At 70.5% G+C, this 15,518-nt stretch carries 18 protein-coding genes and 1 pseudogene; 12 read left to right on the forward strand and 7 right to left on the reverse strand.

The features are described 5' to 3' along the window. Positions 1–220: 220 nt before the first annotated feature. The 3 genes from C6376_RS28330 to C6376_RS28340 all read left to right on the forward strand — a co-directional run bounded on the left by C6376_RS28330 (position 221) and on the right by C6376_RS28340 (position 2,067). The gene (locus C6376_RS28330; protein WP_107446017.1) at positions 221–1,126 is read left to right on the forward strand and encodes a serine protease; all 906 of its coding nucleotides are present in this window, start codon (positions 221–223) and stop codon (positions 1,124–1,126) included. 302 nt (positions 1,127–1,428) lie between these two features. Then, positions 1,429–1,575, forward strand: coding sequence for a hypothetical protein (locus tag C6376_RS43950; RefSeq protein WP_159083274.1), 147 nt, complete (start codon positions 1,429–1,431; stop codon positions 1,573–1,575). A 159-nt stretch (positions 1,576–1,734) separates the two neighbouring features. Next, complete coding sequence (locus C6376_RS28340) at positions 1,735–2,067, forward strand: hypothetical protein (protein ID WP_159083275.1); 333 nt, start codon at positions 1,735–1,737, stop codon at positions 2,065–2,067. 126 nt (positions 2,068–2,193) lie between these two features. On the opposite strand, the gene C6376_RS28345 is transcribed toward C6376_RS28340, so the two are convergent. From C6376_RS28345 to C6376_RS28360, 4 genes are read right to left on the reverse strand one after another with little or no spacing between them, the layout of a single operon-like run. Further along, positions 2,194–2,796 (reverse strand): hypothetical protein, encoded by a 603-nt coding sequence (locus C6376_RS28345; RefSeq protein WP_107446019.1) that lies wholly within the window; start codon positions 2,794–2,796, stop codon positions 2,194–2,196. Continuing rightward, positions 2,783–4,357 carry a VWA domain-containing protein gene (locus C6376_RS28350; protein ID WP_107446020.1) on the reverse strand — a complete coding sequence of 525 codons (1,575 nt, stop codon included), beginning with the start codon at positions 4,355–4,357 and terminating at the stop codon, positions 2,783–2,785. Before C6376_RS28350 ends, C6376_RS28345 begins: the two co-directional genes overlap by 14 nt. Further along, a complete protein-coding gene (locus C6376_RS28355; protein WP_107446021.1) occupies positions 4,354–5,529 on the reverse strand; it encodes a toxic anion resistance protein in 1,176 nt (391 codons plus the stop codon). The genes C6376_RS28350 and C6376_RS28355 overlap by 4 nt, the downstream gene beginning before the upstream one ends. A 15-nt stretch (positions 5,530–5,544) precedes the next feature. Then, on the reverse strand, positions 5,545–6,609 hold the full coding sequence (locus C6376_RS28360) for a hypothetical protein (protein ID WP_107446022.1): 1,065 nt from the start codon (positions 6,607–6,609) through the stop codon (positions 5,545–5,547). Between the two features lie 166 nt (positions 6,610–6,775). Between C6376_RS28360 and C6376_RS28365 the strand changes: the two are divergent. Together C6376_RS28365 and C6376_RS28370 are read left to right on the forward strand one after the other, a co-directional pair. After that, positions 6,776–6,962, forward strand: a pseudogene (locus C6376_RS28365) (transposase); the annotation flags it as partial. 37 nt (positions 6,963–6,999) lie between these two features. Then, entirely contained in the window at positions 7,000–7,407 is a 408-nt protein-coding gene (locus tag C6376_RS28370; RefSeq protein WP_254076090.1) for a hypothetical protein, read from the forward strand. On the opposite strand, the gene C6376_RS28375 is transcribed toward C6376_RS28370, so the two are convergent. Next, the gene (locus C6376_RS28375) at positions 7,388–7,960 is read right to left on the reverse strand and encodes an IS5 family transposase (protein ID WP_301554707.1); all 573 of its coding nucleotides are present in this window, start codon (positions 7,958–7,960) and stop codon (positions 7,388–7,390) included. The two genes, C6376_RS28370 and C6376_RS28375, sit on opposite strands and share 20 nt — an antisense overlap. Next, a complete protein-coding gene (locus tag C6376_RS46195; RefSeq protein ID WP_301554746.1) occupies positions 7,843–8,175 on the reverse strand; it encodes a helix-turn-helix domain-containing protein in 333 nt (110 codons plus the stop codon). Before C6376_RS46195 ends, C6376_RS28375 begins: the two co-directional genes overlap by 118 nt. A 132-nt stretch (positions 8,176–8,307) precedes the next feature. Here C6376_RS46195 and pqqA point away from each other — a divergent pair, with 132 nt between their 5' ends. Genes pqqA through pqqE form a run of 5 tightly spaced genes read left to right on the forward strand, consistent with a single transcriptional unit; the run spans position 8,308 to position 11,502 of the window. Further along, positions 8,308–8,448: a pyrroloquinoline quinone precursor peptide PqqA gene (pqqA, locus tag C6376_RS28385; protein ID WP_107446024.1), complete on the forward strand. Its 141-nt coding sequence runs from the start codon at positions 8,308–8,310 to the stop codon at positions 8,446–8,448. A 9-nt stretch (positions 8,449–8,457) separates the two neighbouring features. After that, positions 8,458–9,372, forward strand: a complete 915-nt coding sequence (gene pqqB, locus C6376_RS28390; protein WP_107446025.1) for a pyrroloquinoline quinone biosynthesis protein PqqB — start codon at positions 8,458–8,460, stop codon at positions 9,370–9,372. After that, a complete protein-coding gene (gene pqqC / locus C6376_RS28395; protein ID WP_107446026.1) occupies positions 9,369–10,106 on the forward strand; it encodes a pyrroloquinoline-quinone synthase PqqC in 738 nt (245 codons plus the stop codon). Before pqqB ends, pqqC begins: the two co-directional genes overlap by 4 nt. Further along, on the forward strand, positions 10,106–10,375 hold the full coding sequence (pqqD, locus tag C6376_RS28400; protein WP_173985751.1) for a pyrroloquinoline quinone biosynthesis peptide chaperone PqqD: 270 nt from the start codon (positions 10,106–10,108) through the stop codon (positions 10,373–10,375). Before pqqC ends, pqqD begins: the two co-directional genes overlap by 1 nt. After that, complete coding sequence (gene pqqE / locus C6376_RS28405) at positions 10,372–11,502, forward strand: pyrroloquinoline quinone biosynthesis protein PqqE (protein ID WP_107446028.1); 1,131 nt, start codon at positions 10,372–10,374, stop codon at positions 11,500–11,502. Before pqqD ends, pqqE begins: the two co-directional genes overlap by 4 nt. A 37-nt stretch (positions 11,503–11,539) precedes the next feature. Here the strand turns inward: pqqE and C6376_RS28410 are convergent, their stop codons facing one another. Continuing rightward, positions 11,540–13,129, reverse strand: coding sequence for a PQQ-binding-like beta-propeller repeat protein (locus tag C6376_RS28410; protein WP_159083277.1), 1,590 nt, complete (start codon positions 13,127–13,129; stop codon positions 11,540–11,542). Positions 13,130–13,658: 529 nt separating this feature from the next. Between C6376_RS28410 and C6376_RS28415 the strand changes: the two genes are divergently transcribed. Further along, positions 13,659–14,225, forward strand: a complete 567-nt coding sequence (locus C6376_RS28415) for a hypothetical protein (protein ID WP_159083278.1) — start codon at positions 13,659–13,661, stop codon at positions 14,223–14,225. A gap of 475 nt (positions 14,226–14,700) precedes the next feature. Beyond that, positions 14,701–15,504 (forward strand): site-specific integrase, encoded by an 804-nt coding sequence (locus C6376_RS28420; RefSeq protein WP_159083279.1) that lies wholly within the window; start codon positions 14,701–14,703, stop codon positions 15,502–15,504. Positions 15,505–15,518 lie beyond the last annotated feature (14 nt).

Raw genomic sequence — 15,518 nt, forward strand, 5'->3', positions numbered from 1 at the left:
CGAAATGCACCGTGTAGGCGTCGAAGTGCCTGTGGGGCAACTGCACCGGCTCCTTCGGGGACAGGGCCCGTTCGCAGGCGGCGAGCGGGAGGTCGGCCGGGACCACCTCTCACCTGCGGGGCCGCGTGGCCACGAAAGATCAGACAGCGGATGCACCCCACTCGCCGCAATCGCATCCTCCCCAGTGATGTCCCGATCCCCATCATTCGAGAGGACACCCATGTCGCCCAGCCCGTCCCGCGGCGCGCGCCGAACTGTTTCCGCTCTCGCCACCGCTCTGCTGGCCCTGGCCGGTCCCCTGGCGGCCCCTGCCTCACCTGCGGCGGCCGCCGCGGGAGGCGGGCAGGTCAGTACGGTCGGCTATACGGCGGCGGAGCGGACCGCTGCCCTCGCGTACTGGACGCCCGCGCGTATGAAGCAGGTCAGCCGCACCGTCGACCTGGGGCCGACCGGACCGCTCAGCAAGCCTTGGACAGGCAAGGGCATTCCCAGCATCGGCCGGCTCTTCTTCTCTGACTCGCGGGGGCAGGACACCTGGTGCACGGCCAGCGCCGTCACCAGCGGCAACCACTCAGTGATCATGACCGCCGCTCACTGCGCGCGCCTCGGCTCCTCGCCCGTCAACACCTACAGCGACATCGTCTTCGTCCCCGGCTACGCCAAGGGCAAGGCGCCGTACGGCCGCTACGCCGTCAAGGCGACCGTGACACCGCGCTCCTGGGCCGAGGACACCGTGAACGACGTAGCGGCGATGGTCGTCGCCACCCCCGAGTACGGGAAGCAACTCACCGACGCGGTGGGGGCGCAGAACATCGCCTTCGGCCGTCCCGCCGGTGAGCGGGTCACCGCCTTCGGCTATCCGGCGACCGACCCTCAGCGGGGCGAGGAACTGCTGCACTGCGCCGGTACCTCCCAGGGCGCCCCCGAAGGCGAGCAGCGCATCCCGTGCGACCTCGGCGGCGGCGCGAGCGGCGGTCCGTGGCTCGCCGGCTTCAACGCCGCCACCGGCAAGGGCACGGTGGTGTCGGTCAACAGCCACGGCGCGGGCGACGGCGGCTCCCCGATGTACGGGCCGACGCTCGACAAGACCGCGCGGGCCGTCTACGACGCCGCACAGCGCGGCTGAGAGGCAGCTCGTCTCCGGACCCGGAAGCTGCCTGGCACCCGTCATTCACCCCCGCCCGGCGTCCCGGAGACGGTGGGGCCCGATACACGGGGTGCCGACGAGCGGAGAGGCGCTGAATGATCCGCTCGGGAATCCTCCGCAGGGTTCCTGAGCCCTGAGCCCTGCGACGGCCGGGTGACGCTCGCGCGACGACGAAACCGGCGAGGTCACCCGGCTGTATGGAGCGAGTGGCGCGGGGAGGCCGGGGGGCTCGGCGGGAGAGGGGGCGGGGAGGCAGCCCCGTGAGCTCTTCGCCGCCTGGCATGACCACCACCCGCCGCACCCCGCCGCCCGTCACCGTCGTCATCGACCGCAACGATGACGCACTCCACACCCACACCGCCCGGGCAGCCCACGATCCCGCCGCCGGGCGGATGGGTGCTGCAGCCGCTGCCCCTCCTGGTCGGTGAGTCGGCGCACACGGACAGGCTCTGTCACCGCGCCTGCAGCGGTTGGATGGGACGTCACCGCACATCCAACCGCCACGACCACCAACACCGCGAACCATCACGGTCACAGCCCTAGCCGCGCTGAAGAAGTTCTCCCGGTGGGTGAAACGCTACGGCGTCTTGAACCCCTTCGATGGGTTCGACGCCCCGCGGGTGGCCCGCAGCGAGGACGTCGAGTGGCTCGACCCGGGCGGCTACAAGCGGTGGTTGGACCTGGGAATTCGCGGGATGGGTCTGTCCGGGCGGCCGGACCGGTGGTGGCGGGGACGCAACGAACAGCGCGACGTGTCCTTTTGCGACGGCCTGCTCGGCACGGGCCCGCAAGTGTCGGAGTGGGCCGGCGTGGTGCTGCCCGGGCTGCCGCCGTTCGAGCGGCGCCGTGGCTACGACCCCTGGCCCTGGCGGACGCCTGCGCTGGTGCAGCGGCCGCACTGTGACAGGCCCGCACCATGATCGGCGAGGCCGCGACAGCGGCGTATGCGGCTCTGGGTCCGTCGTCGTGTTCCTCTTCCGCCCCGACCGGGAACACGACGACGGACCCTCGCCCGTGATCGATCCCGACCCCCGGCCCCGAGGCGGCTAATGCGCGCGGTCCTCCAGGTAACGCGTGTGGGCTTCCTGGCGTCTGGCCTCTGTTTCCCGTAGCGCGCCCGCCAGTTGCTCCGCCTCCTCCTGGAGCAGGGTCAACTGGCGTTCCAGATGGCGCTCCGGGGGATCCTGGCCCGGTGCCAGCCGTGTCCACCACCTCGTTCGCACGAAGGTGTCGACCGCCTCGGGAACGTCCTGCCGCACCGCCCTCGACAGGGTGTGAACGCCCTCTGAGTCCTGGGCCAGGATCTCCGCGACCCAGCCGGGTTCGAGGAGGGCGGTCAGCAGGCCGGTGAGTTCGCTGAGGCGGCCCCCGGCGGCCGGGGGCAGGTCGACCTCCGCGAGGTAGGCACCGAGGCGTTCGAAGTCGCCGCGCACTGCGTCGAGCTGGGCGGACGGGTCCGGGAAGTCGGGCAGCGGGGGCCGCTCCGGCGGGGCGATCAGCGCGCCCACGCCGTAGAGACCGACGACCACGACCGGCCAGTACGGGCCCGCGACGCCCGTGAAGGTCAGGACCAGGCCGGCCAGTCCCGCCGCGCTGCCGCCGATGTTCTTGCGGGACTCCAGGTATCCGACGAACCTACTGGTAGCCACGGATCTCCTCGAAGGCGCCGTCCAGCGAGCCCTTCCGGGCGTCGAAGAGGCGGCCGCCGGTCAGTTCGGCGATGTGCTCCAGCTCCCCCCGGTCGGAGTCGCCGAAGAGGATGGGGAAGACGGGGATGTCCTGCCGTTCGGCGCTGAGGCTCTTGTAGAAGCCGTCGAAGTCGCCGGCCTTCGCGCCCGCCGTGTTCTCGCCGTCCGTCATCAGCACGATCGACGTGAACGCGTCCCGGTCGGCGCCGAGGTGGTCGTACGCCTTCTCCAGCGACGTGTAGACGGCCGTGTCCCCGTCGGCCGACAGCTCCTCGGTGTCCTTGCGGATCGCGGCGAGCCCGGCGTCGGGGTCGGCGGGGCTGACGACATGCGTCCGCACGCTCTTCACGTCCGATCCGAATGGCATCAGCGTCACCTCCTCGCGGTCCCGGAAGTCGCCGGTCAGGTCGGTGAGGGCGGACTTGAGGCGGCGCAGCCGGTCGCCCTGCATCGAGCCGGAGGTGTCGAGGACGTACACCGTCCGGGAGGGGCGGCGCAGGTCGTTCTCATAGGCGTCGAGGAGCCCGTCGGCGACGGACCGGGTGCCGGGGAAGGGCAGTTCGCGCCTGCGGGCGGTGTCGAGTCCGGCCGCGGGCGGGACGGAGGCGACGACCGGGCGGCGGTGCGTCCTGGCGGTGATCAGCCGCTGGACGGCCTCCGTGCGCAGCGCGTCGGTCACCCGCTTGACGTTGTCGCGGGTCGTCGCGTCGGTCGCGGCTAGGGAGGAGAGCGGGTAGTCGGCGGTGACGACGCCGTCGGTGGGGCGGATCACGGTCAGCCCGGGGATGCCCTTGAGTACGGACTCGTAGTTGAGGAGCGCGTCGACGTCGCCGCGCCGGGCGTACGCGCTCGCCAGCCAGCCGGACGAACCCGAGGTCAGCTGCTGCCCCTTGAAGAACTCCTTCAGCCTCGGGGTCGCCTTCGCGACATCCGCGTCGGTGAGCGCGGACTGGGCTGCGGAGAGCGCCGAGGCGACCGAGACGAGCGTGGAGAAACCGGAGTTGGAGCGCGCCGGGTCGGTCATGCCGTAGGTGAGTTCGCCGTCCTGGATCGCCTGTTCGATCTGCGACCAGGTGACGTGCTCGGGCTTCCAGCCGAGGGAGCCGACGGTCGCCGTCCGCACGCCGATGGCCACCGGGCTGGACATGATCGGCGTCTCCGAGACGACCTTCTTCGCCGCGTCGGGGCGCAGCCGCAGATAGTCGTCGGAGGACAGCCACACGGCGTCGTACCTGCCGTCCGTGCCGGGCTTCGCCAGCACGTTCACGGCGTCGAGCGTGCCCATGTAGGTGGGCCGGATCGTGACGCCGGTGTCCTTGCGGACCTGCTCCAGCACGGGGGCCATGTCGCTCAGCTCGCTGGAGGCGAGGACGCGGAGGGTGCCGGGCCGGGGCGCGTCGGGGTCCTTCTCGTCCCCGTCGGCCACCGCCGAGCAGGCGGTGAGCAGGAGGGCGAGCGTGGTCAGCGCGAGGAGGGGCCGCAGGGGACCAAGGGGCCGAAGGGGCCTGGGGGGTCGTCTCATGAGAGGCCGCCTTCCAGCGCGCTGCGGGAGCGGCTGCGGTCCAGGTAGGTGCTGGCCTGCTGGAGTTCGGCCGTCAGGTTCTCGACGGTCACCGCCATGGCCTCGGTCGCCTGCACCTTGTAGGTGTCGATGGCGTCGAGGGTGCGGTAGATCTGCTGGAAGGCGGAGCGCAGGGTCTCGGCGCCGACGGCAGGGTCGGCGGCGATGCGCTGGATCTCCCCGCTCTGCGTCGCCAGCATCTCCGCGTTGCCCCGGATGAGGTCCTCGGTGGTGCCGCGCAGGGCGTTGACCTGCTCGATGACCTTCTTCTGGGTGTCGAGCGCGGAGGCCAGCATGACCGAGATGCGCAGCGCCGAGACGGTGGTCGTGGCGGCCCGGTCGACGCCCTTGATCAGCTCGTCGTTGTTGCGGCGGACGACGTCCATGGCGAGGTAGCCCTGTGCGCACACCGCGAGCTGCGTGAGCAGGTCCTGGTGCTTCTGCCGGACCGGGAAGAGGACGTCGGCGCGCAGGCTGTCAGCCCGCTCGGGGTCAGTGAGCTCGGTGCCGGAGATCTGCTGCTCGACGGCGGAGTCCAGGGCGTCGGTCAGGACGATGTACTCCTGGAGCTTGCCCATGGTCTCCCAGAGCCGGACCCGCTCGGTCTGCAACGCGGCGTTGTCGCGCCGCAGTTCGTCCTGGCCGCCGCGCAGCGAGCCCACGATCTTGTTCAACGTGCCCTGCGCGGAGGCGTACTTGGCGACGTGGTCGCGGAGCTTGTTGCCGCCGGGGAGCTTGGAGAGGAACTTGCGGCCCTTGCTCGTCGGCAGGTCCCGCGGGTCCAGGTCCTCGACCACGCGCCGGAGTTCGACCAGCGAGCCGGCCACCTTCGACTGGGCGTCGCCGCCCTTGTCGGGCAGGCTGCGGACGGTCCGCTCCAGCATGCGGTTGGACTGTGCGGCGGCCGTGCGCATCTCGCCCGCGCCGAGCGCGGTGATCTCGCCGACCTTGCCGACGAACTCGGGCGAGCGGGCGTCGAGGGCGGCGAGTCCGTCGACGAAGGCGGCTGCCCTGGTCGCCATGTCGGTGCGGACGCCGTCGTCCACGGGGACGAGTCCGCCGGCCCGCTCGCGCGCAACGGCGGCGACGGCCTCGGGCGGGGTGAGGGTGAAGTCGTTGTCGGTGCTGCTCATCTGCTGCTGTCCCCCTTATCCGCGCGCCCATCGCGCCAGCTCGTGCAGCACCGCGGAGGTGGGCACGGGCGCCTGGCGGACGCCGGTCAGTTGCTGCTTGAGGTAGGTGCCGGCCGAGGCGAACTCGGCGGCGACGCCCTGCGGGCGGAACCCGTGCCGGATCTCCAGCTTGCGCAACCCCGGTTCGGTGGACAGGAGTTGGGCGAGTCCGGAGCCGTTCTCGGTGAGCGGCACGGCGGTGTGGTCGCTGTTGACGGTGGTGTCCGGGTAGAGGACCACCAGGTCGTCGGGCTGCTGCCCGTCCGCGAGGAGGGAGGCGACCTGCGACTCGTAGACCAGGACGAGCGGGTTGCCGGCGCCGCTGACGAAGTCCCGGAAAGCCGCCTCCGTGCTGGACTGCTGGGCGCCCTGGACGCTGACCAGCTTGTGCAGCAGCGGCGCGGTCCTGTCGACCTCGGCGGTGCTCGCGACGACCTTGCCGCCGCCTGCGATGTAGGAGGCGGCGGCGAGATAGAGCGCGCCGGAGTTGGAGGTCTCCGGGTCGGTGCTGGAGAGGTAGAGGGTGCCGGTCAGCTCCCCGTACTTCTCGGCGCCCTTGAGCTGCTGCCAGGTCCGGTCGGCGCGGGCCGCGTCCAGATAGGCGGCCATCTTCAGGGTGCCGCGGTGCGCGGCGTCCAGGGTGGCCAGGCCGTTGGCCGCGAGCACCCCGGCGGCGCTCTTGTGCGCCACGACGACGAGGGGCGAGTAGAAGGGGCGGGGGAGGGTCCCCTGCACCTTGTACTTGGCCGCGAGCTCGACGGCGGGCGCCTGGCTGCTGGGGAACGCGAGGTCGTAGCCCTTGAGGTTCAACCCTTCCATGGCCCAGGACCCGGAGGTCTCGGCCTTGACGGTGTAGCCCTTGGCGGCGAGGGCCTTCACCACGTCCGGATCCGCGAAGAACTCCGCCTTCTCCGACCCGATCACCATCCGCACGGTCTTCGTTGCCGTGCCCTTGTCCTCATCGCTGCGACCCGCGACGACGGCGACCACCACACCCGCCATCAGCAGTACCGCGAGGACGATTCCCATGATTCGTCTCACACGTGGAGCCTGCTCCCGGAACCCCACATTCCCGGGTATCCCTGGTGAACGGACGGTGACACGCCAGCCCCGGCCTTGCAACGCCCCTGGGTAACGCCCCTGAGGGTGCGAAGCCGACGCGGTGCATGGCGCCCGGTCCGCGCATCGCCGTCAATGCCTGGCAAGGGCCGTCGACGTCTCGCCGTGGCTGCGGCCGGACGCACCGTGCTCGCCGGAGCGTCTGTTCTGCCACGTCCACGGCAGGGCGAAGACGGCCTCCCAGTTCATCCCCGGCTGGCCCTCCCGGTTCGTCACCGTGCTGGAAAATGGGTGCCACGTCCTGGACGCAGATCCTGGAAGCGGTCCGCCCTGGGACTGTCTCTCAGATCCGTCCGTGAGATCGTCGTGTTCGTGATCGAGTCCTGGGTGATCAACGATGGCAGCGCCGTCTCTGAGTCGTCCGAGGTGGTACTGCAGACACTTCGGGCGAGGGTCGCCAGAAGTCAGCTGGAGACATGGCTGAGCAGTTCGTCGGGCCGATCGCTGGGCTTCGTGACGAACACCGAGCGGGCGATGGTGATGTTGCTCGAAGCAGAGGGCGATCCCGGCGAGTATGCCGTGGAGCCAGGAGCCATGGGATCGAGCGAGGGGTTCGTTGTCTCCAACTGGCAGCACGACGAGTACCCGGACGAAGACGCCGTGCCCATCGGTGAGGCATTTCAGGCTCGTGGAGCACATTGTCAGCACGGGAATCTGGCCTGCGGGCGCGCGCTGGGTAGTCGATCGCGGAGGCAGCGGCCTATCGCCGAGCCCAGATGAGGATGGACGCGAGGTGCAGTGCGGCCTGGTAGGCGATGGCGAGCTTGTCTGTTCTCATGGCCAGGCCGCGCCATTGCTTGAGCCGGTTGATGCATCGTTCAACCGCGTTGCGCTGCTTGTATGCCTCGGCGTCGAAGGCGGGTGGCCGACCGCTGGCGCGACCTCGCCGCAGACCGTGTCCGACCTGGTCGGAGGGCTGACGGATGACGGCACGGATCCCGCGCCGACGGAGGTGACTTCGGATGGCGCGGGATGAATACGCGCGGTCTGCCAGGACCGCATCCGGTCGGGTCCTCGGTCTGCCGGGCCCACATCGTGGAACACGGATGCTGGCCATGACGGCCTCGAACGCCAGTGCGTCGCCCGCCTGGCCTGCGGTGACGCTGAGGGCCAGCGGTCGTGCACGGCTGTCGCCGGCAAGGTGGACCTTCGTGCTCAGGCCTTCGCGTGAGCGTCCGAGACCGTGATCGTCGGGTTCGGCCCGGTCCAGTGTTGCCCCCCTTTTCCTGGCTCCGGCGGCATGCTGGTGAGCCCGGCAGACGGTTGAGTCCACCGACACGGTCCAGCCGATGTCGTCACCCTCGTCGGCCCCTGAATTGCGCGGAACGCAGGGCGGGACTTGTCGACCAATGCGTCCAGCCTACCGACGTGGTACCGCTCGACCCAGGCGTACACCGACTGCCGCGACGCTCCGAACTGGCGGGCCACCTGCGAGACCGGCGCCCCGTCCATCACCTGGAGGACCGCCCGGTACCGGTGCTCGGCCATCCACCGCCGGTCGTCCACCGGCTCCAAATGAGCCCGTCCGGGTGGCCACGCCTTCGGATGGCGGAATGCAGATGGCCCGCACGGAAATGGGTGCTCGATACTCCTTGCAGAAGAGAAAGGAAGGTACACACCATGGCGGACACCAACGAGCAGTCGGAACAGCCGGCCGGGACCCTCGCCGAGCAGGCCGACAGAATTTCCTGGCAGACGCCCGGTTACACGGTCGTCGAAACCGCACTGGAGGTCACCGCCTACTCCCTCTCCGCCCGCTAGTTCGCCGCCATGCTGCTGCAGGTGCTCGGCACCGCGGCCGGCGGCGGCGTCCCGCAGTGGAACTGCGCGTGCTCCGGGTGCTCCGGGGCACGCGCGCGTCCCGAGCGGCGCCGCCGTCACGCCTCGCTCGCCGTCCGCGCGGACCAGGGCCGCTGGTACCTCGTCAACGCCACCCCCGACATCGGCGACCAGATCGAAGCCCACCCGGTGCTCCACCCGGGACCCGGCCCCCGGCAGACACCGGTCGCCGGGGTCGTCCTCACCGACGCCGAACTCGACCACACCCTGGGCATCGCGCGGCTGCGTGAGGCCGAGAGCCTGGAGATTCTCGCGACGGGCCCGGTCCGCCAGGCGCTGCAGGACCGCTTGCGCCTCGGTGAGGTACTGGGCCCCTACACCGCTCTGACCTGGCGCGAACTGCCGTGCCACAGCACCCGGTTGCTGAGCGTCGACGCGTCGGTCCCGTCCGGCGGCGGCGTGCGGATCAGCGCCGTCCCCGTGTCCGGCAAGCGCCCCCGCTACGCTGACGACGCCCCCGACGACGACTCCTGGGTGGTGGCCCTGCACCTGTACGACACGGCAACCGGCAGGTCAGCTGTCTACGCTCCGGCCGTGGCCGTGTGGTCCGACGCGCTGCACCAGGTCGCCGCCGAGGCCGACTGCGTCATCGTCGACGGCACCTTCTGGGACGACGAAGAGCCGCGCCGCACCGGTATTTCCTCCCGCACCGCCACCGGCATGGGGCATCTGCCCATCGACGGACCGGGCGGCACCGCAGGCATCCTGGCCACGCTGTCCGCCCGTTGCCTGTACACGCACCTCAACAACACGAATCCCCTCGTGGACCCCACCACAGCGCAGCACAAGCGGCTCGCGGGACTGGGCATCGAGGTGGCCGACGACAAGATGGTGATCGAACTGTGACCACGGCCTGCGCCGCCCCGACAGAACCCTGGAGCCCCGCCGAGTTCGAGGCCCGCCTGCGTGCGGTGGGCCAGGAGCGGTACCACGACCGCCACCCCTTCAACGTTCGCATGCACGAAGGCGACCTCAGCCCGGTGGAGGTGCGCCGCTGGATCGCCAACCGCTTGCACTACCAGCGTCACATCCCCGTCAAGGACGCGCTGATCATCGCGAAGCTGGACTCCTCACGGCTGCGGCGCATGTGGCTGCGGCGCATCGAGGATCACGACGGCCGCCGGGAAGGCGAGGGGGGTATCGAGCGCTGGCTGCGCCTGGGCGAGGCGGCCGGCCTCGACCGCGGGAGCCTGCAGGCGAGTGAGTCGGTACTGCCCGGTGTACGACTGGCCGTGGCCGGCTACGTCAACTTCTGCCGCCTGAGCCCGCCGCTGGAAGCGGTCGCGGCATCGCTCACCGAACTGACGGCTCCCGACCTGATGCGCCTGCGCATCGACGCCTTCGAGCGTCACTACGCCTGGATCGAGCCGTCCGGGCTCGACTACTTCCGCGCCCGCGTCGGCCAGGGGCGGCGCGACAGCGGCGAGGCCCTCGCCCTCGTCCTGGAGTGGGCCCGCACCAGCGAAGACCAGCAGCGGGCCGTGGCCGCACTGGCCTTCAAGTGCGACGTGCTGTGGGCCCTGCTCGACGCCGTGCAGCAGGGCCAGGACGATCAGCCGCCCGGCCGGGGGCAGGTGTGATGCCGGTGTCCGAGAGCCTGTGGCGCCCGGCCCTCGCCCCTGCCCTGATGCTGCGGCACGACAGCGTGCGCGGGGCGGACCTGCTCCTCCTGCCGGAACGCGTTGTCGTCCTCGAAGGACACGCCGGCCAGGTCGTCGGCCTGTGCGACGGCACCCGCACCGTCTGCGGGATCGTCGACGTACTGGCCGAGCGCTACCCGGGCGCCCCCGTGGCCACCGAGGTCCCCCCCTTCCTCGACCGCCTGCACGAGGAGGGCTGGCTGGAATGACCATGCCCCAGGCTTCCCCGGACACTGTGAACGCGCCCCGCCCCTGGGCCCTGCTCGCCGAACTCACCCACGCCTGCCCTCTGCACTGCCCGTACTGCTCCAACCCGCTGCAACTGGAACGTCGCTCGGCCGAGTTGAGCACTGGGGAGTGGACGGACCTGATGCGTCAAGCCGGTGTGCTGGGCGTCGTGCAGACCCATCTCTCCGGTGGTGAGCCGCTGTTGCGCGCCGATTTGGAGCAGATCGTCGCCGCTGCCGAGTCCGCCGGGATCTACACCCAGCTGGTCACGAGCGGAACCGGCCTGGACGAGGCCCGGCTGAGCGCGTTGAGCACCGCGGGGCTGCGCAGCGTTCAGCTCTCCGTCCAGCACGCGGATCCCCTGACGAACGACCGGATCGCCGGCCGCCCGTCGGCCTTCGCCGCCAAGGAGCGGGCCGCGGCACTCGTACGCCGGGCTGGGCTTCCTCTCGGTCTCAACGTGGTGCTGCACCGTGACAATCTCGACGCCGTCGACGCCCTCGTCGAACTGGGCGTGGCCTGGGGCGTGGACCGCATCGAGCTGGCCAACACCCAGTTCTACGGCTGGGGTCTGCTCAACCGTGCCGCGCTGCTGCCGGCGCGCGACCAGTTGGTGCGGGCACGGGAGAGCGTCGAACGGTGGCGGGAGCGGCTCGTCGGCAGCATCGACCTGCTCTGGGTCGTCCCCGACTACTTCGACGGCGCCGCCAAGCCCTGCATGGGCGGGTGGGGTGCGGTCTCGCTCACCGTCACACCGGACGGCACCGTACTGCCGTGCCCGGCCGCCGCCTCCGTGCCGGACCTCGACCCGCCCAGCGTCCGGGACTGTTCGCTCTCCTGGATCTGGGACCACTCCGCGGCCTTCAACCGCTTCCGTGGCACCGACTGGATGACCGGCCCCTGCGGCGGCTGTCCCCGCCGGGAGGAGGACTTCGGCGGTTGTCGCTGTCAGGCGTACGCCCTCACCGGTGACGCCGACCGCACCGATCCTGCGTGCCGACTCTCCCCCGACCACCACCTCGTCCGCGGACTCGTCGATTACAGCCCCTCCCGGGAACGTCCCCCTTACGTCTACCGTCGCCCAGGAGCGGTGCCGGCAGCCCACTGAGTCGCGCAGGAGGGCGCTTTCCGAGTTCGCGCGGAGGTCAGGTGGAGGGCCGACCGAACGCGAGGACATGGCCGTCACGGGTTCCGACGTAGACTCGGCCGCCGTCCGCGGCGGGCACCGAGAACTTGGAGGCCGTGCCGATCGGCGCCGACCACAGCTTCGTCACCGTGCCGTTCACGGGATTCGCGTCGTACGCGCGCAACTGACCGTTCGCGCCGCTCGAACCATCGGCGTAGACGGCCCACACGACGGCCGAGCCAGGAGTGCTGCCGGTTGAGGTGATCACCGGGGAGCCGGAGCTGAAGCCGAAGGTCTCCGAGGACCGGCCGGCGTCGATCAGCGTGGGCACGCCGTCGCCGGTGACGCCGTACCGAAAGGCGCGCAGCGGGCCCTTGCTCCCGATCGTGTAGACGTAGCCGCCCTGCCCGCCGTACACGCCCGGATGACCCCAGACGCCCTCGTAGGGGCCGAAGATGCCGAGAACCTTGTCGGTGCTGTTCGCTCCCTGGCTGCGGCCGCCGAGATCGTCACGGTCGAGGAGGAACAGCCTGCCGTCCTTGCCGATCTGGACCAGGAGGTGGGGATGCTGGGCCGTGCCGAAGGCATCGTCGGGGAGGGCGGTCGGACCGCCCGAGCCGAGGTCGGCGTCGAGCAGGCCGAGGAGTGGGGCGTTGGAGGGGCTGAAGAAGTCCTTCGCCGACATCGTGCCGTCGCTGTTGACGCCGAGGCGGACGACGGAATCGCCGAGCTGTCCCGGCGGCTTGGAGCCCGGACCGACGCCCGGGGCGTCGCCGTTCCCGGTGGTGAGCAGGATGCGGCCGGGCCCATCGGAGACGAGGCCGCCGCCGCTCATCCAGACGCTCGACTTGCCGTTGTCGGAGGAGGTGCCGGCGGACCACAGCGTCGTCTTGCGGGTGGCGGTGTCGACCCTCAGGACATGGCCGACGTAGGGCGCGTGGCCGCAGTGGGAGCCGAATCCCGCGTAGACCGAGCCGCCCATCAGCAGCAGGCCGGGGCGCTGCATCGCGGTGTAGGCGTTGAAGGGGTGGGCCGGGTCGTTCGTCGGGGCGCCGGTGACCTTGACGGGCCAGCCGGTGCGCTCGGCGCCGGTGGTGGCGCTCAGGGCATGGACGTACCAGTTGGGATGCTGGACGTCGGGCCCGTCATTGGCCTTGGACGTGAGATAGACGGTGTCCGTGGCCTGGTCGTACACGGGCGTGGCGGTCACGCCGACGTCGGGGGCCAGGTCGGAGCAGCCGATGGCCGAGGCGGGCCAGGCCGCACCCAGGCTCCTTGTCCAGATCGCGGCGCCTGTGGCCGAGTCCAGGCCGTACACCTTGTTGTTCTCGGTGGCGACGACGACTGTCTTCCCCACGACCAGCGGCTGGGCGTAGACCTGTCCGTCGACAGCGGTGGAGAACCGTTGGCCGAAGTCGGAGCTGGACACCTGGTCAGGGGCGAGGCCGGGCTCATCGGAGTCCCAGCCGGTGCGGTAGCTGTCCGTGGAGACCGTGGTGACGTCGGCGGCGCGGGTGTTCACGGGGGCGGCCAGGGAGGGCGCTGTGAGGCTGCCGGTGGCCAGACAGACCGCCATCAGTGAGACCGTCAAACCGAATCTGTTGCGCATCCGCCGCTCCGCCCGCGTCACCATGATGGGCGGGCCTCTCCCGCCTACCGTCATGGTCAGCGGGACAGCGCGAATCACAAACGAACGTGGGCGCCGGGGAGTCGTGGTCCACCCGCGCGGAGGAATCCCCGGGGCTGCAGCTGGGCGTCCGGCTAGAGAGCGGGATCGTGAGGTTGGGGGTGGGGTCGGTGTGCTCGGTGACCTTCCCAAGGCGGTGACGGGTGTTGGACGGAGAGCCACTGAAAGGCGCGTCAGGCATCGCCCGCAGCCCCGGCGAGGTTGTCGGCGTGCAGCCGCGCATCGAAGTCGTACGGGTCGTCGACGGACCATCGACCTGCTGCGCGCTGTCGGCAATAAGCCCGCCGGCGACCTTGAGGTAGGCATTGGCTCTGACAGCGGTCCGTGGCCCCACTTGGCGCTCAGGGCTGGCCCCACCGGCGTTGGGGGGATGGTGATGTGAGCGAGTTTTGGCCCGCCGTCCTTCTTGTGGTGGGAGTATCGATGTGCTCTCCGGTGGGAGGAGGCGTCGATGCGGCCGAAGTCCAAGGTCGATCTCTTCGCGGCCATCCGGCGGGATTCGCGGATCGAGGGGCTGTCGATCCGGGCTCTGGCCCGTAAGTACGACGTGCACCGCAGGACGGTGCGCGAGGCGCTGTCCTCGGCCTGGCCGGCACCTCGCCGCAAGCCGCCGCCGCGCTCGTCGCGACTGGACCCGTTCAAGCCGGCCATCGATCAGATGCTGAAGACGGATCTGGATGCGCCCCACAAGCAGCGTCACACCGTGAAGCGGATCTACGACCGGCTGGTCGACGAGCTGGGGATGGAAGGGATTTCGTACTCGCTGGTGCGTGAGTACGTGGCCCGCCGCCGCCCGCAGATCCGCGTGGAGGAGGGACGGGGGCCGGCGCAGGTGTTCATTCCGCAGTCGCACCGTCCCGGCGTCGAGGCGGAGGCCGACTTCGGCGACGTCTACGTGAAGCTGGCCGGGGTCTCGACCAAGTGCTCGCTGTTCACCTTCCGCCTGTCCTACTCCGGCAAGGCCGTGCACCGACCCGTTGACCGCACTATCGGCGTGTCCTACGTGTCGGCTTGGTGAGGGCGAGGAGTCTCCGTTCGGGATGTGCCCGATGAGACGGAGATGCGATGGATCACGGCGTAGTGATACCCGAACGCGAAGTGTCCGGCCTGGTGGTGGCACGGGTCGGAAGCGTGGAGGCGACCACTGCCGCCACGCTGCCCTGGGTGGTAGTCGATGGCGCCGGGCGGCCGATCACACCGGCAAGCGAGTTCCTTCGGGAGCTGCTGGCCTGCGGCAACACCACGGCTTCTTGCCGGTCCTATGCATTTGACCTGCTGCGCTGGTTCCGGTTCCTCGCGGCAGTGGACGTCAAATGGAGCCGTGCGAAGCGCGTGGACGTACGTGACTTCGTCCTGTGGCTGCGGACGTGCCAAAATCCGGCGCGGGACCGGAACCGCCCCGACGCACCCGCGCCGGGTTCGCTGAACGCGCGCACCGGCAAGCCGTACCTGAAGTCGGGCTATGCCCGGCAACCATCAATCACGCGGTATCGGTGCTTGCGGCGTTCTACGACCATCATCTGCAGAGCGGGCAGGGTCCGCTGGTCTCCCCGGTGCCACCGCAGTCGCGTGACGGGCGCCGACTGGAGGCGCATCACAACCCGCTGGAGCCGTTCCGGCTGCACCGCCGGGGCGCCTACCGGCAGAAGCAGGTCGACCGCGAGCCCCGCGCCGTCCCCGACGATGTCGTCGAGGACCTCTTCAACTCGCTGGGCTGCCACCGCAACCGGGCGCTGTTCGCCATGTTCTTGTCCAGCGGCGCACGGGCCGCCGAGATGCTGGGCATGACGATCGGCGACGTCCACCCGGGCGCGGGCCGGATCTACGTGCAGACCAAGGGCCTGGGCGGGGAGAAGGAAGCATGTCCGGCCTCCCCGGAAGCCTTCGCCTGGCTGGCGCTGCACCTCGGCGAGCTGGCACAGGACGGCCACAGGCCCGCCCCGGACGAGCCGGTGTGGTGGACCCTGCGCGGACCGACGCGCCCGCTGACCTACACCGCCCTGCGGGCGGTGCTGAACCGGATCAACGCCCGGATCGGGGCGAACATCACGCTGCACGACCTGCGGCACACCCTGTGTCTGCGCCTGATCGAGGACCCGGCCATCACCCTGGTCGACGCCCAGCAGGTGATGCGCCACCGGCGCATCACCACGACCAGCACTTACCTGCGGCCCAGGATCGACGAGGTCATCACCAAGGTCCACGAGCACTACACGCGGCCCAAACCGCCACCGCAGCCACTGACCGGCTGGACATACGACCCGGACGACCTCGCCGACGTGTTCGGGAACCACTGATGACCCGGCACGGA

Source organism: Streptomyces sp. P3, from assembly GCF_003032475.1.
In the GTDB taxonomy this organism is placed as follows: domain Bacteria; phylum Actinomycetota; class Actinomycetes; order Streptomycetales; family Streptomycetaceae; genus Streptomyces.